Genomic DNA, 21,134 nt, shown 5'->3' with positions numbered 1-21,134 from the left:
ACATTCCGAACCCGGAAGCTAAGCCTCACAGCGCCGATGGTACTGCAGGGGGGACCCTGTGGGAGAGTAGGACGCCGCCGAACAATTCTTCTGAATAACCCCCATCCGGATTCCGGATGGGGGTTATTCGCGTTTCCGGGCTTGCCGCGGAACGATGCCCGCCGGCAGTCAGCCGCCCCGGCGGGACAGCCAGCTCCGCCGGCGCGGTGCGGCCACCGTGCCGACGGGCGGCGGGTGGAGGGTGGCCACGGCGCTGCGGATCAGGATGCGCACCCCCTCGGCCGCCGTCTCCGCCGACATCGAGGCGCTCTTCTCCTGGCCGGACGCCTGGCTCGGCAGGTAGGGCAGGCGCGCGAACCCGCCACGCAGCGTTGGGCGTTCGGTGGCGATCAGGTGCGCCAGCCCGTAGAAGACGTGGTTGCAGAGGAGGGTGCCGGCGGTGTGCGAGAGGGTGGCCGGGATCCCGGCCTGCTGGACCGCCTCCACGCAGGCCTTCACGGGCAGGGTGGAGAAGTACGCGGCCGGGCCGTCCGGGACGACCGGCTGGTCGACCGGCTGGTTGCCCTTCCGGTCCGGTCCCCGGACGGCGTCGTCGAGGTTGACCGCCACCCGCTCGACCGTGAGGTCCGGGCGGTTGCCGCCCTGGCCCGTGGCGATGACCAGGTCGGGTTCGAAGCGGGCCACCGCCCGGTGCAGTGCGGTGATCGAGTCGCCGAACACCCAGGGGAGTTCGGCGAACTCCAGGGCCACTCCGGCCGGCGGAGCGGCGGCGACCAGCCGGCCCGCCTCCAGGGACGAGTTCAGGGGATCGCGGCCGAACGGTTCGAAGGCGGTCAGCAGGACTCGGATGATGGCGGACCTCCCGGCCGATGGGAACGTACGGACCCGATTTGTGCCGTTCGAGCGTAGGGCCGTCCCGAATATCCCGGCAAGCCCCGCCGGGCTCCGGTGGGCACCGAGACCCGATGTCGCGTCAGGTCCGGCGCAGCGCACCGTCCGCGCGCAGGGAGGCCAGGGTGGGGTAGCCGTCGACGGCCATCAGCAGATCGGCCTCGGCGAGCAGGGAACGCAGCACGTGGACGATGCCGTCGGTGCCCTCCAGCGCCAGGCCGTAGGCGTACGGGCGGCCCACGCCGACGGCGGTGGCGCCGAGGGCGAGCGCCTTGACGACGTCGGTGCCCGAGCGGACGCCGGAGTCGAAGAGGACGGGCAGCCCGTCGGCGGCGGCGACCACGTCGGGGAGCAGGTCGAGGGCGGCCAGGCCGCCGTTGGCCTGGCGGCCGCCGTGGTTGGAGCAGTAGATGCCGTCGACGCCGCCGTCCCTGGCGCGGCGGACGTCCTCGGGGTGGCAGATGCCCTTGAGGAGGATCGGCAGGTTGGTGAGCGAGCGCAGCCAGGGCAGGTCGTCCCAGGTCAGCGGGTTGCCGAAGATGCCGGCCCACTCCAGGACGGCGGCCTGCGGGTCCTCCTCCGGCGCCTTGGCGAGGCGGGCGCGGAACACCGGGTCGGAGGTGTAGTTGGCGAGGCAGTGGCCGCGCAGCTGGGGGAAGTTGGCGGTGGCCAGGTCGCGCGGGCGCCAGCCGGTGACCCAGGTGTCCAGGGTGACGACGATGCCCCGGTAGCCCGCGGCCTCCGCGCGGTGCACCAGGCTCTCGGCCAGCGCCCGGTCGGTGGGGGTGTAGAGCTGGAAGAAGCCGGGGGTGTCGCCGAACTCGGCGGCCACCTGCTCCAGCGGATCGACCGTCAGGGTGGAGGCGACCATGGGCACGCCGGTCCTGGCGGCGGCCCGGGCGGTGGCGAGGTCCCCGTGGCCGTCCTGCGCGCACAGGCCGATCACCCCGATCGGCGCCATGAACAGCGGGGTCGGCAGCCGCAGGCCGAACAGTTCCACCGAGAGGTCCCGGGTGCTCGCGCCGACCATCATCCGCGGCACCAGGCCCCACCGGTCGAAGGCGGCGACGTTCGCGCGCTGGGTGGACTCGTCCCCGGCCCCGCCCGCGACGTAGGAGAGCACCGAGGGTGCCAGGGCCGCGCTCGCCCGCGCCTCCAACTCGGTGAAGGCCATCGGCATCGTCGGCAGCACACCGCCGAGCCCGCGCAGGTAGATCTCGTGCTGGTAGTCGCCGAACCGCCCTTGGAACGCCGGGGCCGTCTGCCCACCGCTGCCCACCTGCTCGCTGCCCATCCGCCGGCCGTCCTTCCGTCCGCACCCGCCCGGGACCGTCCCGGCGGGGTGCCGTCAGCCCACCTGCCCACCCCGCAGGACGTGCGGGTGGGCTGACGGCACCCCGGCATTCTCACCACGAACCGCGCCGACGACCAGGGTCGGGGCACGGGCGCGTCACGGCGTCGGCGCGGGACGGACCCGGTGGCCGTACCGCCACACCGCGGCCGAGGCGAGCAGCGCGACCGTCCCGCCGAGGAGCATGACCGTGGTCGGGGAGGAGCGGTCCACCACCACGCCGCCGGTCAGCGCGCCGACCGAGAAGCCGGCCTGGAACACCGAGGTGAACACCACGCCGGCGCCCTCCGGGGCGTGCGGGGCCGCGGCGAGGAACCAGGTGAGCGAGCAGACCGGGACGGCGCCGTACGCCACGCCCCAGAGCGTCAGCAGGACGGCGGCGCCCGGACCGCCGGTGCCGAGCAGCGGCAGCAGCAGGGCCGCGGCGGCGAGCAGGACGGTCGCCGCGCCGAACACCGGCCGCAGTGCCCGGGCCGCGCGGCCGCCGGCCAGGACGTTGCCGAGCAGTCCGGCGGCGCCGTAGACGAGCAGCAGGGCGGTGATCAGTCCGGTGCCGGCGTGGGTGGTGCCGGTGAGGAAGGGGGTGACGTACGTGTAGCTGCCGAAGTGGGCCGGCACGATCAGCAGAGTCACCGCGATGCCGGTACGGGTGCCCCGACCGGCCAGCAGTCCGCGCAGCACGCCCAGCCCGGTGACGGTCAGCGGGGGCAGCGGCGGCAGCGACCGCAGGAGGGCGGCCAGGGCGACCAGGGTCAGCGCGGCCATCGCGAGGAAGGCCGCCCGCCAGCCGGCCAGCGACCCGAGGAACACCCCCGCCGGCACGCCGAGCACCGAGCCGAGTGGCACGGCGGAGAAGATCAGCGTGTTCGCCCGGGCCCGCCGGTGCTCGGGGACGAGGCGCGGCGCGAGCCCGGAGCCGATCGACCAGAACGCCCCGATGACCAGGCCGAGGGCGATCCGGGCGGTCAGCAGCGCCCAGTACGCCGGGGCGAGCGCGCTGAGCAGGTCCGCCAGGGTCAGTACCAGCAGCAGTGCGCAGAGCATGGTCCGCCGGTCCGCGCGCCTGGTCGCGACGGTCACCACGGGTGCGGCCACCGCGGCGACGATGCCGGGCAGGGTCATCATCAGCCCGGTCGTGCCGTCGGAGATCCGGAACGTGGCGCCGATCGGGGTCAGCAGGCCGATCGGGAGGATCTCGGTGGTGACGATGGAGAAGACCCCGGTGGTCACGGCGAGGACGGCGAGGGTGCCGCCGTCCCGGGTGTGGGGCTTCGGGGCGGGCGGAGCGGAGCGGGGGGTGGTGCCGGTCGGCATGCCGGAGGTCCTGTCGACGGGTGGTGGGTCTGTGACCCGAAGTCCACCAGTGCGACCGGGGGTTGGGCTGGCGTGAATCCGACGTCAACGCTTCCGCGGCGGTGCCGCGGCCCGGCTCTCGCCGGCGAGGCGGCGCTCCTTGGCGCGGTGGGCGAGCACGCCGAGGATGCGCTGCCAGGTCGGCGAGGCCTCGGCGATCCGGGCGAAGATCACCGCCTGGTTGCCAGGTCGGCTGCTGTCCCGGCCGTGGGCGAGCTCCCAGGCGTCCAGGTCGTCGATCAGCCGGTCCACCCGCGGATCGTCGGGCTCCCAGTCCAGCGACCGGTCGCAGAGCAGGAACAGCCGCGTCGTCTCGGGGTCGTCGAAGCTGGCGTTCTTCTCCCGGATGCCCCGGCGCATGGCCTCCGGGTCCAGGACCTGGAGCAGGATCCAGGTGTCGCGTTCGAGCAGCACCGACCGTTCACTGACCCCGAGCGCGCGCATCCGGTCCAGGATGGCGACCACCTCGGGCGGCAGTGCGAGCCGCTCGCCGCTCGCCAGGTCGGCGATCCGGCGGCGGTGCTCGGTGAGTTGCCCGATCCGGCGCTCCAGTTCGGCGTCGAGGTCGGTGAGGGCGGCGGCGAACTCCTCCGGCCGCGCGTGCAGCAGCGCCTGGATCCGGGCCAGCGGCACCCCGGCGTCGGCGAGCGTCCTGATCCGGATGAGGTCCACCGCGGCCTGCGCGCTGTACCGGCGGTAGCCGGAGCCGTCACGTTCGGGCTCGGGCAGCAGTCCGACCTGGTGGTAGTGGCGGACGGTGCGCACGGTCACGCCGGCGGTCGACGCGAGTTGACTGATCGTGAGCACCGTCCGGCTCCGCTTCTGTCGAGGTCGGGGGGTGAGGTCGAGGTCGCGGTGGACGTCGAGGGGGATCGCGGGACGAAGTCTAGGCGCGGCCCGCCCGGTCCACGACGTCGCGGATCGCCTGGACCACGGCATCGGCCCGCTCGAAGACCAGCTGGCTGTGGCCGGTGTCGGAGAGGACGCGCTGCTCGCCGTCGGTGACCGCGCCGACCATGGCCGCGTCCAGCCGGGTCTTGCCGTCGTGCATCGCCCGCAGGGTCTCCTCGGACATCAGCGCCTGCTGGCCGGGGTCGATGCCCAGCGGGGTGAGCGCGATCACCGGGACGTCGGGGAGGCCGGGGCCGGCCCGCAGCTCGTCGGCCAGGTCGGCCATCGAGGCGCGCTCGGCGATGCCGGCGTGGATCCAGCGCTCGCTCACGTGGTACGCGACCACCGCGTCCCGGACGTCCGCCGGGTAGTCCACCAGCAGTTCCTCGCACATCCGCCGGATGGCCGGGAGCGCCTGCCGCAGCTGCTCCTCGGTGGGCGACATCCGGACGCTGGCGGCCAGGCTCGCCTCGGCGGGCACGAAGTCGTCCCAGTCCCGGTGGAAGGCGTCCAGCCAGACCAGCCCGGCGACGTCGTGCGGGTACAGCTGGGCGAACCCGTGGGCGTAGGCGCCGCCGAGCGAGTGCGCGACCAGCACGTATGGGCCGGGGACGCCCTCGGCGCGCAGCAGTCCCCGCAGTTCGGCGGCGACCTCGGCGGCGGTGCGGGGCAGCGGGGCCTCGTCGCTGTAGCCGGTTCCGCCGCGGTCGTACACCACGGCGGTGGTGAACCGCGAGACGCCTTGCTGGAGCCCGAAGTAGTCCAGGCCGATCGCGCTCGCGCCGGGCAGGAAGACGACGGCGGGCCCGCCGTCGCCCTGGCGGTGCACGTGGAGGCGGCGTCCGTCGATCTCCCGGAAGCCGCCGACCGGGGGGTGGAGCGGGGCGGTGGAAGTGCTCTCGTTCTTCATGCGGCAAGCCTCCAACCCTGACGTAGCGTCAAGGTCAAGCCGTTTCTGGCGGCACCCGGCGGTGGCGGTTCCCGCCGGGCGTCAGCCGGTGCCGTCGTGGGTGCTGGCGAAGCGGTTGCGGTACTCCGTCGGCGTGGTGCCCAGGTGGCGGGCGAAGACACGGCGCAGGGTCTCGTCGCTGCCCAGGCCGCTGTACCGGGCGGCGGCGGTGACGCTGTGGCCGTCGAGGAGCAGTTGCCGGGCGCGGTCGAGGCGGACGCGTTCCACCCAGCGGGCCGGGGTGGTGTGCAACTCGGCCTGGAAGAGCCGGGTGAGGTGCCGGGTGCTGACGGCGGCGCCGGCGGCCATCGCGGGCAGGCCGTGGTCGGCGGCGGGGTCGGCGAGGACGGCGTTGGTGAGGGCGCGCAGCACGTCGCTGCGGGCGGGTGGAGTGGCCAGGGCCGTGGAGAACTGCGACTGGCCGCCCGGGCGCTGCATGAAGACGACCAGTTCGCGGGCGACGGCGCGGGCGGCCTCGGCCCCGTGGTCGTGCTCGACCAGGGCGAGGGCGAGGTCGATGCCCGCGCTGATGCCGGCGCTGGTGTGGTAGCGGCCGTCCTGGATGTGCAGGGCGTCGGGTTCGACCCGTACCCGGGGGTGGCGCTGCGCGAGGGCGGGGGCGTGACGCCAGTGGGTGGTGGCCCGGCGGCCGTCGAGCAGCCCGAGCGCGGCGAGCACGAAGGCGCCGCTGCACACCGAGGCGACCCGCCGCGCCCGCCGGGCGAGGCTGCCCGCGGCGGCGAGCAGCGGCTCGGCGGGGCCTTCGGTGACCAGGTGGTCGGCCCCGGCGACCACCAGCGTGTCGAGGGGCGCCTCGGTGTCCTGCGGTGTGGTGGTGCCCGCCAGGCAGACGCCGTTGGAGGCGGTGACGGTGCCGCCCGCGGGCGACACCAGGACGGTCTCGTACGGGTGGCCGCGCCGGCCGGCCTGGTGGAAGACCTCCAGCGGACCGCTGGCGTCGAGCAGCGTCACCCCGTCGAACACGAGGAAGGCGACCCGGCGCCTCATGTCTGAATCCGAGGGGCATGCGTCTGTACGGACATGGTGACAGCCTACGCCGGTGGGCGAAGGTGGAGAAGTCAGCCGAACGGCGGCGAAAACGGAGGAAATCATGACGAACAAGAGCGTGGAGACGATCGCGGGCGTGCGCATCCCGGACAGCGCCCTGGCCCGGGAGGCGACGGAACTGGTGCGGGAGACGGCCTCGCCGCTGCTGTTCGACCACTCGCGCCGGGTGTTCCTGTTCGGAGCGCTGCGCGGCGCCGAGCAGGGGCTGGACTTCGATCCGGAGCTGCTGTACGTCGGCGCGATGTTCCACGACCTCGGCCTCACCGACCGCTTCGGCCGGACCGACCAGCGGTTCGAGATCGACGGCGCCGACGAGGCCCGCCGCTTCCTGGAGTCCCACGGCATCGCCGGCGAGCCGGCGCAGCGGGTCTGGACGGCGATCGCCCTGCACACCACCCCGGAGATCCCGCTGCACATGGCGCCCGAGATCGCCCTGGTCACCCGGGGTGTGGAGCTGGACGTGCTGGGCATCGGCTACCACGCCGTCACCGACGAGGAGCGCGCCGCCGTGGTCGCCGCCCACCCGCGGCCCGACTTCAAGAACCGCATCCTGGCCGCGTTCACCGACGGGATCAGGAACCGCCCGGACACCACCTTCGGCAACGTCAAGGCGGACGTGCTCGCCCACTTCGTGCCGGGGTTCGAGCGCGGCGACTTCGTGGAGGTGATCCTGGGGTCCGACTGGGCCGAGTGAGCCGAGTGAGCCGAGTGGGCCGAGCGAGCCGGACCGAGGCCTTTGGAGGGCAGCCCGAAGGCCCGGCCGGCCGGCGTCGCCCGGCCGGGTTTGACGGGTTCTCGCGGTTTCCACCACCCTTCCACTAATCGAATAGTGAAAGGGTACTTTGCCGATGCCCGCTCCCGTCTCCCCGGCCGCCCAGCCCTCCCCGCTGTCCCTGGCCTCTCCGCCCGCGCAACCCGCCGTGCTCGCACTGGCCGTCCGGCGCGCGACACCCCTCGCCCGCCTCCCCGCCGTCCTCGCCTGGGCACTGGCGGCCGGGTTCGCCGCGCTGTACGCCTGCGTCGGCGTCAACCGGCACCGGCGCGGCCTCAGCAAGGCCTACGACCTGGGCATCTTCGAGCAGGCCATCCGGGCGTACGCCCACGGCCAGGCGCCGATCGTGCCGCTCAAGGGGCCCGGCTACCACCTGCTCGGGGACCACTTCCACCCGCTGATCGCCGTCCTCGCCCCCGCCTACCGGGCCTTCCCGAGCCCGCTCACCCTCGTCGTCGCCCAGGCGCTGCTGATGGCGCTCGCCGTCGTCCCGCTGACCCGCTGGGCCCACGAGGTGGCCGGGCCGCGGGTGGCGCTGCTCGTCGGCTGCGCCACCGGGGCCTCCTGGGGGATCGTCCGGGCGGCGGCCGACGACTTCCACGAGATCGCCTTCGCCGTCCCGCTGCTCGCCTTCGCCGTCACCGCGCTCGGCCGGCGCCGACCGCTCGCCGCCGCGCTCTGGTCGCTGCCGCTGCTGCTGGTCAAGGAGGATCTGGGGCTGACGGTGGCCGCCGTCGGCGCGCTGATCGCCTGGCAGGCCCGGCGGGAGCGGCACCGCAGTCCGCTGCCCGGGCTCGCCCTCGCCGTCCTCGGCCTCGCCGCGACCGCGCTCACCGTGCTCGTCGTGCTGCCGGCCTTCAACCCGGAGGGCGGCTTCGACTACTGGCGGCAGCTGGACGGCGGCGGGCAGCCCTCGCTCTGGGCGCTGCCGCTGCGGCTCGGTTGGCCGCCGGTCAAGTGGCTGCTGCTGTTCCTGCTCGCCGCCACGGCCGGCTTCGCCGGCCTCCGATCGCCGCTCCTGCTGCTCTGCGTGCCCACCCTCGCCTGGCGGCTGCTCTCGGACAACTCGCACTACTGGGGCGTCAGTTACCACTACAGCGCGGTGCTGATGCCGATCGCGCTCGCCGCCCTGGTCGACGTCCTGCGACGCGTCGACGTACGCCGAGCCAGGCGTGCGCTCGCCGTCAGCGCCCTGGTGACCGCCGTGACGCTGCCGCTCTACCCGCTGCACGAGGTGGTGATGCCCGAGGCGTGGCGCACCTCGCCCCGGCTCACCGAGACCCGGGCGCTGCTCGGTCGGATACCCGACGACGCCACCGTGGCCGCCTCCAACCGGCTGGCGACCCAGCTCACCGCCAGGGCGGAGGTCACCCTGGCGTGCCGGGCGCCGGTGGGCCCCGGGCCGCAGTGGGTGGCCGTCGACCTGCGCGACCCGAGCGTGCGGTCCCCGTGCGCCACCGCCGACACCGCCCGGATGCTGGGCGTCTACCGGGAGCGGGGCTACCGGCCGCTGATCGAGCAGGACGGCCTGCTCCTGCTGCAACGCCCCTGAAGCGCCACGTACGGGGCGTCCCGGCGGCACCCCGCATCCCGGCGGCACCCCCCGGGTCCGGCTTGACCCGTGCGCCGCAGTGGGCCACTATTCCACTATTGAACTAGTGAAAGGCCGAAAAGCCGGTGATCGAGTACCGCATCGAGCGGCGCAGCGGCGTCTCCACCTACCAGCAGATCGTGCAGCAGACCAAGCAGGCCCTGCGGCTCGGACTGCTCCAGTCCGGAGACAAGCTGCCGACCGCCCGCGAGGTGGTCGAGTTGACCGCGATCAACCCCAACACCGTGCTGAAGGCCTACCGCGAACTCGAACGCGAAGGGCTGGTCGAACCCCGCCCGGGGCTCGGCACCTTCGTCCGGCGCTCGCTCGCCCGGCCGGAGGCCGCGGCCGACGGGCCGCTGCGCGCGGACCTGGTCGGATGGGTGGACCAGGCCCGCGCGGCCGGGCTGGAGCGTGAGGACATCGCCGCGCTGATGGCCTCCGTCCTGGAGCAGCGCTTCGACGCCGGGGTCACCGGCCCCGACAGCGGGGCCTGAGGCTCCGACACCGGGGCCGCGCGCCTCGACACCGGGGCCCGAGACGCCCCGGCAACACCGAACGAGAACAGTGGGGGGACCGGGTGGACGACCCGACGACCACGGCGCCGGAGCCGCAGGCCCCGGTGTCGGAGACTGCGCAGAGGGTGGCGCAGGAGGTGGCCCTGGAAGCCACCGGCCTCGGCAGGAAGTACCGGGGCGGCTGGGCGCTACGCGACTGCGACGTCACCGTCCCGGCCGGGCGGATCTGCGGCGTGGTGGGCCCCAATGGTGCGGGCAAGAGCACCCTGCTCTCCCTCGCCGCCGGCCAACTCAAGCCCACCGAGGGCCAGTTGACGGTGCTCGATGCTCCGGCCGGCGCGCCCGAGCTGCGCGCCAGGGTCGCCTACGTGCCGCAGGACAAGCCGCTCTACCCGGGCCTCACCGTCGCCGAGACCATCCGGATGGGCCGCGAGCTCAACCCGGTGTGGGACGAGACGCTGGCCCAACAGATCATCGACCAGGGCGAGTTGAACCCCAAAGTGCGGATCGGTTCGCTCTCCGGCGGCCAGCGCACCCGGGTCTGCCTCGCCCTCGCCCTCGGCAAGCTCCCCGACCTGCTGCTGCTCGACGAGCCGATGGCCGACCTCGACCCGCTCGCCCGGCACCAGCTGATGGGCACCCTGATGTCGGCCGCCGCCCAACGCGGCACCAGCATCGTGCTGTCCTCGCACATCCTCCCCGAACTGGACGGCGTCATCGACCACCTGCTCCTCGTCCAGCGCGGACGCATCCGGCTGGCCGGCGACCTCGAGGAGATCCTCGACGGGCACCGGCTGCTCACCGGGCCGGCCACCCAGGGCGCCTCCCTGGCCGCGGAGTCGGTGGTCGAGCAGCGCGTCAGCGGCCGCCGGGCCATCGCCCTGGTCCGCACCGGCGACCCGCTGGACGGCGAATGGGAGAGCGAGCAGCCGAGCCTGGAGGACCTGCTGCTCGGCTACCTCCGCGGCCCCGCCGACGCAGCCGGCCCGGCCGACGGCCTGGCCGACCGGAAGAACCCGAACGAGGTGGCCGCATGAGCACGACCGTCCTGCCCGACCGCGCCACCGCCCGGCCCGCCCCCGCCACCCCCGGCCTGCGCGGACTCCTCTGGCTGGTTCTCCGGCAGAACCGCTTCCTCCTCTGGGGCTTGGGCGTACTGCTCGTCCTGGCGGTGGCGGACCTCCTCTGGATCCACATCGCCTGCGCCCGCATCGTGGACACCCTGCGCCGGACCGACTGCTACTACCCCGAGTCCTGGAGCGACGCCCACTGCTGGGAGCTCGTCCAGCCGCTCGACCGGCCGAACTTCTGGTACCTCCAGGTCCTCCAACCCGCCGTCGCCGCACTCCCGCTGCTGCTCGGCATGTTCGTCGGCGCCCCGCTGCTGGCCCAGGAGTACGAACGCGGCACCATCCGCCTGATCCGCGCACAGTCCGTCGGCCCGATCCGCTGGTTGGCCGTCCGCCTCGCCGTCCCCGGCCTCGCCGTCCTGGCCCTCAGCGGCGTGATCGCCGTGCTGATGACCTGGGTGTGGTGGACGGACATCGTGCACGGCCCGGTCGCCTTCGACCCGCCGTTCCAGTTCTTCACCTACCCGGCGCTCGGCCTCGCCCCGATCGCCTGGTCCCTGTTCGCGCTGGCTCTCGGCGTCCTCGTCGGCCAACTCGTCCGCCGCACCGTGCCGGCGATGCTCCTCACCGGCGCCTTCGTCGCCGCCACCCACGGCCTCGTCGCCTGGGCCCGCGCCTCCTTCTACCCGGCCGTGGACCAGGTGGCCGCCGTCGGCACCGCCCACCCCACCAACGCCTGGCTCCTCGAACGCGGCGTCATCCTCTCCGACGGCTCCCGCATCAGCACCAGCGTCTGCAGCTTCACCTTCTCCGACCGCAAGGACTGCCGCGGCGCCACCGCCTCCTGGCTCCGCTACCACCCGGCCGACCACCTCGTCCCCATCCAACTCGTCGAAGCCGGCATCCTCCTGGCGCTGACCGCACTCCTCCTCACCGCCGTCTTCCGCCGCATTCGCACGTAGGGCCTGTCTCTTGGATCCTTGCCGGGTGCGCGACGCTCCCCCAGCCTTCGGCCGGGAGGTACCCCCACCTCCGCCTTGCGATGTACGCACCCCAGCGCCGCGCCCTGATCCGACAAAATCCAAGAGACAGGCCCTGAGCCCCCACCGCCGGCCCGGCCGAGCGGAGCGACACCAACCGCGGCCAGGGCCCGATTCACCGAATCGGGCCCTGGCCGCGGCGCGTTCGGAGTGCAAGAGGACTCCCGCAGCGCCGTATGCGGTCGGAAGATCTCACATTTGGCTTCTTGCCCCCCTGGCGGATCAGGGGGATTTTTTCATGCCCCACCTCGTCCGATCGGGAATCAATTACATGTTCGATAGAGGGAATAGAGTTCTATTCAATGAGCTATTTGAGGTGATGGTCTGAATGGCTGCTGAGTAAATGTCGGCCATCACTCAGCAGTTAATCGGCCACTCTTCGCCGAATGGTTTCCGGCGGCGCCGCCTGCCCCCATTCTGGAGCGTTCGTCACCGATCGAAGGGAGAATGGTGAGCGTTCCACGGCGACATGCGGGGGATCCCGATGTCATCGGTCAGACTGCTGCGCTGGTCGGCTTCCTGCGCGAGGTCGTGCAGAACAGCCATCAGCGGCTCCGGGACACGCGTTCCTGGGGTCCGCTCTGGTTGGCCGACCTTCCCGCGAAGGTGCCCCGGCCATCCGGCGACGACGGCCGTCCGTTGCTGATCCTGGACCACGTTCCGCAGGCTGCGGCGCCGGAGCTTCCGCCGGTGCTGGAGGGATGGGTCGACGAGCGGCTCTGTCAGGACGCCGACGCCGAGGACCCGCCGCTCGCGGAGGAAGGCCCGTACCGGACCGGGGAGTCGGAAACGGGTGGTGAAGGCTGGCAGAGCGAGGCGACCGTCGTTCGGGATGAGGCTGCGGACGTCCTGCGGGCGTACGGACCGTGGCTCACGCGGTGGCGGCTCTGGGCCGAGCGGGAGCGGTCCGAGCGGTCGCAGCGCGAGCTCTACGAGAAGGTCTACCACTGGCACCAGCAGTTGGTGCAGCAGGATGACCAGTACGAACTGGTGCTCACGGTGGGCCTGTTGACCTGGAGGGAGCCGAGCGGCGGTGTGATCCACCGGCACGTGCTGTCCCGGCGGGTGGAGACCCGCGTGGACCGGCGGACTGCGCGGATCACCGTACGGCTCACGGACAACGGAGCGGTCCGCCTCGAGGACCGGGACTTCCTGGACACGGACGACGGCTGGGTGCCGGAGCGCGCGGCGGCGTACGACGAGGAGCTCTCCGCTCGGCCCCTCCATCTGTTGAGCGAGGAGGCGCTGGATTGTCTCTCGCAGTGGCTGGACCTGGTGCTGCCGCGGCCGGTGGCGTTCAGCACCAACTGGCGTCCTCCGGCGGGGCCGGAGTCGAGTGCCCGGCTCACCTTCGCCCCCGCTCTCCTGATGCGACCCAGGGACCGCAACGCGGTGCTGAACTTCTACGACCGCATCGCCGAGAGCGTGGTGTCCGAGCGCCGGGCTCCGCTCGGGCTCGCGCAGTTGGTGATGTCGCTGAACCCCGAGGACCGGGCGAACTGGGGTGGTCGGCAGGCGCCCGCGCTCTTCGGCGACGAGCCCCTGTTCCCGGGCAAGACCAACGCCCAGCAGCGCTCGGTGCTGCAGCGGTTGCAGCGCGACACCGGTGTTGTGGTGCAGGGACCACCCGGAACCGGGAAGACCCACACCATTGCCAACCTGGTCTCCGCGCTCCTGGCCCAGGGGCAGCGGGTGCTCGTCACCAGCGCCAAGGACCAGCCGCTGACCGTGCTCCGGGACAAACTTCCGCCAGCCGTGCGGGACTTGTGCGTGCTCCTGCTCAGCACGACGAGCCAGGACGGTGCGAATGAACTCGAACGCACCATCAACGCGTTGAGCGACCAGGTGGCGGTCGGTGACACCGACCAGCTCCGGGACGAGATCCGCCGGCTGACCCAGCGCCGCTACGAGGTGCGCAGCAGGATCAAGCTGCTGACCGAGCAGGTGATCTCCTTGCGCGAGGCGGAGGTCTACCAGCATCCGGAGGTCGCACCGGGCTACTCGGGGACGCTCGCCGCGATCGTACGGAAGGTGCAGGACGAGGCGGTACGGCTGAGCTGGATCGGGAGGCTGCCGGACCGGGCGTCTGTGACACCGCCGTTGTCCCCGGTGCAGGCGGAGGAGCTGCTCGCCTTGCTACGGGAGGGGGCCGGGCAGTGGGCGGAGTCCGGGGTCTTCCCGTCCGCGGACACTCTGCCGACCTCCGGCCAGGTCGCAACGGCCCTCGCGGCGAGCCGGCTGAGCGTCAACGGGCTCTCCCCGGCGGCGATCGAGGTGCGGAACGTCCTGGCCTCGCTGGATACCACCGTCACGGACAGGTTGACCGAGCTCCTGGGGCACGGCCGAAACCGACTGCACCGCCTGGGCGCTCACCGGGAGGCCACACGCTGGGGAAACGAGAGCTGGGTGGACCGCGCGCTGACGGACCGGCTGGCCCGGCGCCACCCCGACCTCTGGCAGCGTGTCACCGATGTCGCGGGCGTGCTGCCCGAGGTGACCGAAGGCCTCGACCGCGCCGGTCTGCGGACGGTCGTCATTCCGGACGGCCTGACTCCCGAGCGTGCGCGCCGCATGGCGGCCACGATCCCGGCCTTGCGGGAGTACCTGTCCGGCGGCCGCCGGCTGCGGAACCGGTTCGCGTCCAGGGTGCAGCGGGAAGCAGAGGAACTCCTCGGCAGTTGCACGGTGGACGGAAAGGTACCGGCCGCTGACGGCGACCTGGGCGCTGTGTTGGCGCACCTTCATGCGCATGCTGCTCTCGCCGCTGTGGCGGCGCGTTGGGAACAGGTGGGTGCGGCGCTTCCGGACGCGCCGCTGGAGGTACGGCTGGCGGCGTTGTCCGAACGGTACCGGCACCTCGCCGAGGTCGACGGATTCGGCCGGATCCGCGAGCAGGTCGACGAACACCTGGTCCGTCACGGGGTCTACCTCGACCTGACCCGACCCCAGGCGTGGCAGGACTTCGCCGAGGCCGTCGCTGCCCTGGCAGGCAGGCAGCGGGCCGAGGAGGCGTCGGCGCGGCTCGACCGGTGGGACCGGCTCCTGCACGGTACGGAGGACGGCGTGGCCCCGCCGATCGAGGCGCTCGCCATGGCACAGGCTCTTCGCGACCGCGATGTGGACCGGTACTCGAAGGAGCTCGAAGCGCTTGCGGCGGCGCAGCAGCGGGACCAACGGCGGCGTCGCTGCATGGAGTTGCTCGAAGGCTTGCGAGGCGCGTCGCCGGCGCTCGCGAACAGGATCGAAGCGGAGGCCGAGGACCCGGCCTGGGACGAACGGCTCGCCCGGCTCCGGGAGGCCTGGGCCTGGGCGAAGGCGTCCGAGTTCATCGACGATGAACGCGCACCCGGCCGGGAGCAGCGCCTCGACGGTGAGCTCACCGAGCACGAGGCGAAGCTGGAGGAGCTCACGGGCGACCTGGCCGCCGCACAGGGGCGGCTGCACTGCCTGGTACGGATGACCCAGGAACAGCGCTCGGCGCTCCAGGCCTACCGCACGCACATGGCTTCGTACGGCAAGGGGAAGGGCAAGAGCTCCTCCCACTTCAAGGCAGCCGCCCACAGCGCGATGCACGTCGCCCAGGGAGCGGTGCCGGCGTGGGTGATGCCCATCGCGCGGGTGGCTGAGATGATCAAGCCCCGGCAGGACGCCTTCGACGTGGTCATCGTCGACGAGGCCAGCCAGGCCGGCATGGACGCGCTGTTCCTGCTGTGGCTCGCACCGAGGATCATCGTGGTCGGCGACGACAAGCAGTGCACGCCCTCGGTCTCCGCGCTCGGACGCACCCAGCAGATCCAGGACCGGCTCACCGCACACCTGCCGGAAGTCCCGGCCCACCTGCGCCAGTTGTACATGCCGCATTCCAACCTGTACCAGCTGCTGTCGGCGCTCTTCCCATCCACCATCCGCTTGCAGGAGCACTTCCGCTGCATGCCCGAGATCATCGGGTGGTCCTCGGCCACGTTCTACACCCCGCCGGGCCTCATCCCACTGCGGCAGTACGGCGGTGAACGGCTGGACCCGCTGCTGACGCGCTACGTCGAGGGTGGGGTCGCGGAGGGACGCGACGGGCGGATCCGCAACCCCAAGGAGGCCGAGGCGATCGTGGACTGTCTCGCCGAGCTGGCCGCGGACCCGGCGTACGAGCACAAGACGATGGGAGTCATCGTGCTCCAGGGCTTCGGGCAGGTCAAACTGCTTGAGCAACTGATCGAACAGCGTCTGTCGGTCCCGGTCCGGGAACGCCACCGCATCCGGGTGGGAACCCCGGCCCAGTTCCAGGGTGACGAGCGGCACGTGATCCTGCTCTCGATGGTGGTCGACCGAGTGCGGAAGATCGCCGGTGGCATGCGCAGCGAGCAGCAGGCCTACAACGTGGCGGCCAGTCGCGCCCAGGATCAGATGCGGCTCTTCTACTCGGTGCCGCCGGACCAGCTCAAGACCGGGGACCTGCGGCTCAACCTGCTCGGCTACATGCAGAACCCGCCGGCGGCGCTGGCGGAGGCGGCGGACCTCGGCGCCGTGCTGCCCGACGTCCGACGCCCACCCTTCGACTCTCTGTTCGAGCAGCAGGTCTACCTGCGGCTGAAGGAGCGCGGCTACCACGTGGTGCCCCAGTACCCGGCGGGCAGCAAACGCATCGACCTCGTGGTGGTCGGCGCGCGGGGCCGCCTTGGCGTGGAGTGCGACGGCGACTACTACCACTCGACGCTCGACCAGATCCGGCACGACCACCAGCGAGACCGTGAACTCCAGCGGGTCGGCTGGCAGTTCTGGCGTGTCCGGGAGAGCGAGTTCCGGTTCGATCCGAACGAGGCCCTGGCAGGGCTGTGGCAGGAACTCGACCGGCAGGGCATCCGTCCGGCGAACTACTCCCGGCCTTCCGCGCCGCCGGGGGAGGCGCAGCCGTGGACACGGCTGGAACTGCCGGAGGGCGACGAGCTGCCCGACGAAGGTGCCGAGGGCCACGAGCCGGAGGAGCCGCACGGCTCCCACGACGGGGCCGGCGCAGGACCCGTCCCCCACCAGGAATCCGACACCACCGAAGGAACGGCATGACCCAGACGCAGAGCCGGCAGGACGACCGCATGCTGGACGAGAACACCCTGGAGGAGCTCGCCCGCGTCGTCGCGGGCGACGACGACCTCCTCTACCGTCGCGGCTTCGAGATCGCGGCCTTCCTCAAGCGGGCCGGCTGGCAGGAGGTGCCCGAGTACGACGGCCAGTACCGCAGGGAATGGGCCACCGAACTGCTGATGTCCCGGCGAGACCAGCCCGGGGAGATCGAGAAGGTGCTGCTCAGGCTGGCCGACCCCCGGGAGTACTTCGAGGAGCCCGGCCTGCTCACCGAGGTCGTGGCAGCCGTCAACACCTTCCTCATCCACGAGGGGTTCCGGCTGGAGAACCCCGGCGGCAGCCCCCGGTTGGTGCCGTGCGACCCGGCGCTGGTCCACCCGACGCACTACGGCTCCACCGAACTGAAGGTCGTCATGACGGACCTCATCGCCGATGAAGCCATGGCGGAACTGCTCCAGTGGCGTCTGGACGAGGCCCGCACGTGCTACGCCAACGGTGCCCACGTCGCGGCGATCATCATGCTCGGGTCGCTGATGGAGGGGGTGCTCCTCCAGACCGTCGTGGAACGGGATCCGTCTCTCCTGGGCCGGGACTCCGAGGACAACATCAGTCTGGACAAGTTGATCAAGGCTTGTCACCGAGTCGGATGGATCGGTCCGGACGCCGAGAAGTTCAGCCACGAGCTGCGCAGGTACCGGAACTTCGTCCACCCCAAGGCCGAGTCCCGGCAGAGCCACCGGCCCGACCGCGACACCTTGAGCATTTGCTGGCAGGTGGTCAACGCGGCCCTGAACGATCTCGCCGACACCCACCCCGACCGTGCCCGGTAGCCGCACCGGGCACGAACCGTCAGCGCACCGCATGATCCGCAACCACTTCGAAGGAGAGACGATGGGGAAGAAGGCGGCAGCCGTACTCAAGGACCTCGTCCGGCCGTGGAACGTGGCGATCCATTCGACCACTGGTCTGGCCGGGAGCGTCGCGGAGGTCTCGGATACGGACGACAAGGACCGGCGGGAGAAGAACCAGGAGCCGCTGCGACGCAAGCCGGGGCTGCGGGAGGTGCCGGCGAGCGACCGCGGGTACTCGATCGAGCTCACGCCGTGGAAGCTGTTGCACACTCTCGGCCGGGCCAACGTTCTGGCACGGCAAGGAGCAGGCCGGGGGTTGGCCGAGCACTGGGCGAGCCTCAAGTACTGCCAGGCCTTGGACGGCAACCACGGGAGCTTCATGACGCTCTCCACGGAGGGCCGTAACCCGATGCGCCACTACAAGGCGGTCCAGTCCGGGGAACTGGGGATCGGGTTCGCCCTCGTCGCAGCCCAGGAGATCCTCGGGCGGCGGTATCCGGGCCACTCGGTGTCGGTCATCGACGCGGAGATCGCCCTCCGCGCAGGGTGGACGTTGACCGGTAAGGAGGGCTCCGCGCACCGGTCGGCCAAGCGCCCGCACTTCTTTCTGGAAGTGTGGAGGCCCGGAGAGCCCTCGAAGGTCGTACTCGTCGCCTGCAAGGGGAGGCACGGCAAGGCGGCGCAGGTGCACGCCCAGTTGTCCACTGCGGCGGTGCACGTCGAGGCGGTCCACATCGGACGCCCGGATGAGACGCCGGCCATGGTGTTCGGTACCGAGATCCCGGGCAAGGAACCCATCACCGTCCACGTGCTGGAAGCAGCCGGAGACGGCGTTCTACACGTGCCCGGTGGAACGGACGGGGTCGACCTGAACCTCCCGGACGATGTCGAACCGGAAGAGCACGCCGTCGTACCCGGAATCGACCTCGCGTGGGGGACCACCGAGGAACCCCGCATGGTGTCCGGCTACCACGTCAGGCCCGACGACTACCGGTGGTTCCGCCGAGTGCTGGCCCACGCGGACGCGGCCGGTCTGCTGGCCTTCACCGGTGGGGGCAAGCCCACTGCCCGCTATCTGTCGAAGGGCCAGGGGAAGGGCCACTTCGACCAGTACACGCATGCGGGTACGGGCATCGTCCAAGACGTCGTGCACTCGGTGCACGGCGTCGACTTCGTGGGTACCGATCACGTGTTCCGGCTGAACGGCACGCGTGTGGAGGCCTTCTCCGGGGTTGCGCGGGACCTCTTCGAGGATCTCGCGAAGGGCCGGGTCGAGCAGTACAGGCGCAGGGCCAACGCGCTGCGCGCGGAGTGGCCCGGCGAGCCCTGGGACGCCAAGTGGCGGGGGCCGGTCTCGTTGAACCAGGACGGGTCGGTCATGGCCATTCGCGTCCTGCGCTGAGGTCCGACCGTAGGTTCGGGCGACCGGCGGTTGCGGTGGAGGGCCACCTCCACCGCAACCGCCGGCGCGTTGCGGCCCCGGACGGCCGTCGGCGGCGGGTGGGAGCATGGTGCTCCTGGGTGCGTGGAATGGACGGAGCGGGCGGTTGGGGGAGCGGCGGCGGGTCGGGGTGGTGCTGGCCGAGGTGGAGGGCCTGCGGGCGGCGGCCGGGGCGGTGGTGGCGGATCACCGGGAGGCCGTGGAGCAGGTGCGGCCGGCGTACGTCGCGATCCGGGACCGGTTGGTGGAGGAGTTGGGGGCCATCCCGGTCGCGCGGCTGCGGGACGTGACCGAGGGGCGGCTGCGGGTCGGGGCGCTGGAGGCGGCCGGGCTGGGGACGGTGCGGCAGGTGCTGGAGGCCTCCGGCTACACCCTCCGGCTGATCCCCGGCGTCGGGGCGCAGACGGCGGCGCAGGCGCAGGCCGCGGCCGGGCAGCTCGCCCGGGCGGTCGAGCAGACGGTGGCGGTGCGGCTGGACGTCGAGCGGCAGGACCCGCTGAGCACCGCCTTGGTGGTCGCGCTCCAGCGGCTGGTGGCCGCCGGGCCGGAGGCGCGGCGGGCCAGGGAGACCGCGGAGCGGGTCCAGGCCGAGGTGGAGCCGCTGGTGGCGGCCGCGCGGCCGGCCCGGGGGGTGCTGCGCGGGCTGTTCGCCGGCCGGGAGCGGCGGGCGCAGGCGCGGGCGGCGGTCGACCTGCTGGAGAAGCTGCTGGTCGGGTACGGGGCGCAGGAGGTCCCGGTGCTGCTCGCCCAGGCCTCGGTCGACCTGCTGCGACCGCCGCTCGACCCGATCGAGGCGTGGACGGACTTCGAGCTCCGCTCGGCCGACTACTACGGCGTGCTCGGCGGGATCGTCGAGGAGGCCGGGGCCGAACTCGCCGCCGCCGAGGGGTTCCTGCCGGAGGAGCTGTCGGACCGGGTGCGGGCCGAGCCGCTGGACGACGCCCACTGCCGGGTCTCGCTGCGCGGCTACCAGGCGTTCGGGGCGCGGTTCGCGCTCGCCCAGCGGCGGGTGATCATCGGGGACGAGATGGGCCTCGGCAAGACGGTGCAGGCGATCGCCGTCCTGGCGCACCTGCGGGCCCGGGGGAGCACCCACTTCCTGGTGGTCTGCCCGGCCGGCGTCCTGGTCAACTGGATCCGGGAGGTCGAGTCCCGCAGCACCCTGCGGGCGTTGCGGGTGCACGGCCCGGAGCGGGAGGCGGCGCTCGCCGAGTGGCTGCGGGACGGCGGGGTCGCGGTGCTGACCTTCGACGGGCTGCGCCGCCTGGAGGCGGCGGAGGTCGCGGAGGCGGTCGCCGTCGGGATGGTCGTGGTGGACGAGGCGCACTTCGTCAAGAACCCCGCCGCGCAGCGCTCCCGGGCGGTGGCCGCCTGGGCGGAGCGGGTGGAGCGGGTGCTGTTCCTCACCGGGACGCCGATGGAGAACCGGGTGGAGGAGTTCCGCACCCTGGTGCGGTACCTGCGGCCGGAGCTGGTGCCGCTGGTCGAGCAGGGTCCGGCGGCCGCCGGACCGGCGGCCTTCCGCAGGGCGGTCGCCCCGGCGTACCTGCGCCGCAACCAGCAGGACGTGCTCACCGAGCTGCCCGAGGTGGTGCACGTGGACGAGTGGGAGGAGTTCTCGCCCGCCGACCTCGCCGCCTACCGGTCGGCCGTCGCGGCGGGCAACTTCCCGGCGATGCGCCGGGCCGGGTACGCGGACCCGGCGGAGTCGGCCAAGCTGAGGCGGCTGCGGGAGATCGTCCGGGAGGCGGCGGACAGCGGGCTGAAGGTGGTGGTCTTCTCGTACTTCCGGGACGTCCTGGCGGCCGTCCGAGCCGCCCTGGGGCAGCGGACGTTCGGGCCGATCGACGGCTCGCTGGGCGCGGTGCGGCGGCAGGAGACGGTGGACGGGTTCAGCGCCGCGCCCGGGCACGCGGTGCTGCTCTGCCAGATCCAGGCCGGCGGCGTGGGGCTGAACATCCAGGCGGCCTCGGTGGTGATCCTCTGCGAGCCGCAGGTCAAGCCGACGCTGGAGGACCAGGCGGTGGCGCGCTCACGCCGGATGGGGCAGGTCCGCCGGGTGCGGGTGCACCGGCTGCTGGCCGTGGACAGCGTCGACCAGCGGATGCTGGACCTGCTGCGGGCGAAGGGCCGGCTGTTCGACGACTACGCGCGGCGCAGCGAGGTGGCGGAGTCGACACCGGAGGCGGTGGACGTGTCGGAGCTGTCGCTGGCGGCGCTGATCGTCGAGGAGGAGCAGCTGCGGCTGGCGGCTACCCACGGATGACCGGCG

15 protein-coding genes and 1 rRNA gene are annotated in these 21,134 nt (G+C 72.5%); 10 read left to right on the top strand and 6 right to left on the bottom strand.

Features of this window, described 5'->3' with window-relative positions; translation table 11 throughout:
• A 5S ribosomal RNA gene (rrf, locus tag ACGF13_RS23730) occupies positions 1–83 on the top strand; the annotation flags it as partial.
• A gap of 85 nt (positions 84–168) precedes the next feature.
• Here rrf and pcp read toward each other — a convergent pair.
• From pcp to ACGF13_RS23700, 6 genes are all read right to left on the bottom strand, one after another.
• Positions 169–852, bottom strand: a complete 684-nt coding sequence (gene pcp, locus ACGF13_RS23725; RefSeq protein WP_392878225.1) for a pyroglutamyl-peptidase I — start codon at positions 850–852, stop codon at positions 169–171.
• Between the two features lie 121 nt (positions 853–973).
• Positions 974–2,185: an alpha-hydroxy-acid oxidizing protein gene (locus tag ACGF13_RS23720; protein ID WP_392878190.1), complete on the bottom strand. Its 1,212-nt coding sequence runs from the start codon at positions 2,183–2,185 to the stop codon at positions 974–976.
• 156 nt (positions 2,186–2,341) lie between these two features.
• Complete coding sequence (locus ACGF13_RS23715) at positions 2,342–3,556, bottom strand: MFS transporter (protein WP_392878188.1); 1,215 nt, start codon at positions 3,554–3,556, stop codon at positions 2,342–2,344.
• Positions 3,557–3,640: 84 nt separating this feature from the next.
• Positions 3,641–4,402, bottom strand: a complete 762-nt coding sequence (locus tag ACGF13_RS23710) for a MerR family transcriptional regulator (protein WP_392878186.1) — start codon at positions 4,400–4,402, stop codon at positions 3,641–3,643.
• A gap of 79 nt (positions 4,403–4,481) precedes the next feature.
• On the bottom strand, positions 4,482–5,396 hold the full coding sequence (locus tag ACGF13_RS23705; RefSeq protein ID WP_392878184.1) for an alpha/beta fold hydrolase: 915 nt from the start codon (positions 5,394–5,396) through the stop codon (positions 4,482–4,484).
• Positions 5,397–5,477: 81 nt separating this feature from the next.
• Positions 5,478–6,443 (bottom strand): GlxA family transcriptional regulator, encoded by a 966-nt coding sequence (locus tag ACGF13_RS23700; protein WP_392878182.1) that lies wholly within the window; start codon positions 6,441–6,443, stop codon positions 5,478–5,480.
• 103 nt (positions 6,444–6,546) lie between these two features.
• Between ACGF13_RS23700 and ACGF13_RS23695 the strand changes: the two genes are divergently transcribed.
• The 9 genes from ACGF13_RS23695 (at position 6,547) to ACGF13_RS23655 (ending at position 21,128) form a co-directional block, all read left to right on the top strand.
• Positions 6,547–7,197 carry an HD domain-containing protein gene (locus tag ACGF13_RS23695; protein WP_392878180.1) on the top strand — a complete coding sequence of 217 codons (651 nt, stop codon included), beginning with the start codon at positions 6,547–6,549 and terminating at the stop codon, positions 7,195–7,197.
• A 154-nt stretch (positions 7,198–7,351) separates the two neighbouring features.
• Complete coding sequence (locus ACGF13_RS23690; protein WP_392878179.1) at positions 7,352–8,827, top strand: DUF2079 domain-containing protein; 1,476 nt, start codon at positions 7,352–7,354, stop codon at positions 8,825–8,827.
• A 125-nt stretch (positions 8,828–8,952) separates the two neighbouring features.
• Positions 8,953–9,363, top strand: a complete 411-nt coding sequence (locus ACGF13_RS23685) for a GntR family transcriptional regulator (RefSeq protein ID WP_392878178.1) — start codon at positions 8,953–8,955, stop codon at positions 9,361–9,363.
• 146 nt (positions 9,364–9,509) lie between these two features.
• On the top strand, positions 9,510–10,421 hold the full coding sequence (locus tag ACGF13_RS23680; RefSeq protein ID WP_392878223.1) for an ABC transporter ATP-binding protein: 912 nt from the start codon (positions 9,510–9,512) through the stop codon (positions 10,419–10,421).
• The gene (locus ACGF13_RS23675) at positions 10,418–11,416 is read left to right on the top strand and encodes a hypothetical protein (protein ID WP_392878176.1); all 999 of its coding nucleotides are present in this window, start codon (positions 10,418–10,420) and stop codon (positions 11,414–11,416) included. The genes ACGF13_RS23680 and ACGF13_RS23675 overlap by 4 nt, the downstream gene beginning before the upstream one ends.
• A gap of 684 nt (positions 11,417–12,100) precedes the next feature.
• Positions 12,101–16,552, top strand: coding sequence for an AAA domain-containing protein (locus ACGF13_RS23670; protein WP_392878174.1), 4,452 nt, complete (start codon positions 12,101–12,103; stop codon positions 16,550–16,552).
• Positions 16,549–17,400, top strand: a complete 852-nt coding sequence (locus ACGF13_RS23665) for a hypothetical protein (RefSeq protein WP_392878173.1) — start codon at positions 16,549–16,551, stop codon at positions 17,398–17,400. Before ACGF13_RS23670 ends, ACGF13_RS23665 begins: the two co-directional genes overlap by 4 nt.
• Positions 17,401–17,431: 31 nt before the next feature.
• Entirely contained in the window at positions 17,432–18,823 is a 1,392-nt protein-coding gene (locus ACGF13_RS23660) for a hypothetical protein (protein WP_392878171.1), read from the top strand.
• Positions 18,824–18,929: 106 nt separating this feature from the next.
• Positions 18,930–21,128 (top strand): DEAD/DEAH box helicase, encoded by a 2,199-nt coding sequence (locus ACGF13_RS23655; protein WP_392878169.1) that lies wholly within the window; start codon positions 18,930–18,932, stop codon positions 21,126–21,128.
• Positions 21,129–21,134: the final 6 nt, after the last annotated feature.

Source organism: Kitasatospora sp. NPDC048286, assembly GCF_043201735.1.
GTDB lineage: Bacteria > Actinomycetota > Actinomycetes > Streptomycetales > Streptomycetaceae > Kitasatospora.
The sequence above is the reverse complement of the archived record's forward strand: the minus strand, read 5'-3'. Positions and strand labels throughout refer to the sequence as shown.

Coding starts and splice junctions, on each gene's coding strand:
- ACGF13_RS23665 (WP_392878173.1), top strand. CDS start 16,549: ATGACCCAGACGCAGAGCCGGCAGGACGACCGCATGCTGGACGAGAAC.
- ACGF13_RS23690 (WP_392878179.1), top strand. CDS start 7,352: ATGCCCGCTCCCGTCTCCCCGGCCGCCCAGCCCTCCCCGCTGTCCCTG.
- ACGF13_RS23695 (WP_392878180.1), top strand. CDS start 6,547: ATGACGAACAAGAGCGTGGAGACGATCGCGGGCGTGCGCATCCCGGAC.
- ACGF13_RS23700 (WP_392878182.1), bottom strand. CDS start 6,443: ATGAGGCGCCGGGTCGCCTTCCTCGTGTTCGACGGGGTGACGCTGCTC.
- ACGF13_RS23675 (WP_392878176.1), top strand. CDS start 10,418: ATGAGCACGACCGTCCTGCCCGACCGCGCCACCGCCCGGCCCGCCCCC.
- ACGF13_RS23660 (WP_392878171.1), top strand. CDS start 17,432: ATGATCCGCAACCACTTCGAAGGAGAGACGATGGGGAAGAAGGCGGCA.
- ACGF13_RS23720 (WP_392878190.1), bottom strand. CDS start 2,185: ATGGGCAGCGAGCAGGTGGGCAGCGGTGGGCAGACGGCCCCGGCGTTC.
- ACGF13_RS23655 (WP_392878169.1), top strand. CDS start 18,930: ATGGTGCTCCTGGGTGCGTGGAATGGACGGAGCGGGCGGTTGGGGGAG.
- ACGF13_RS23705 (WP_392878184.1), bottom strand. CDS start 5,396: ATGAAGAACGAGAGCACTTCCACCGCCCCGCTCCACCCCCCGGTCGGC.
- ACGF13_RS23715 (WP_392878188.1), bottom strand. CDS start 3,556: ATGCCGACCGGCACCACCCCCCGCTCCGCTCCGCCCGCCCCGAAGCCC.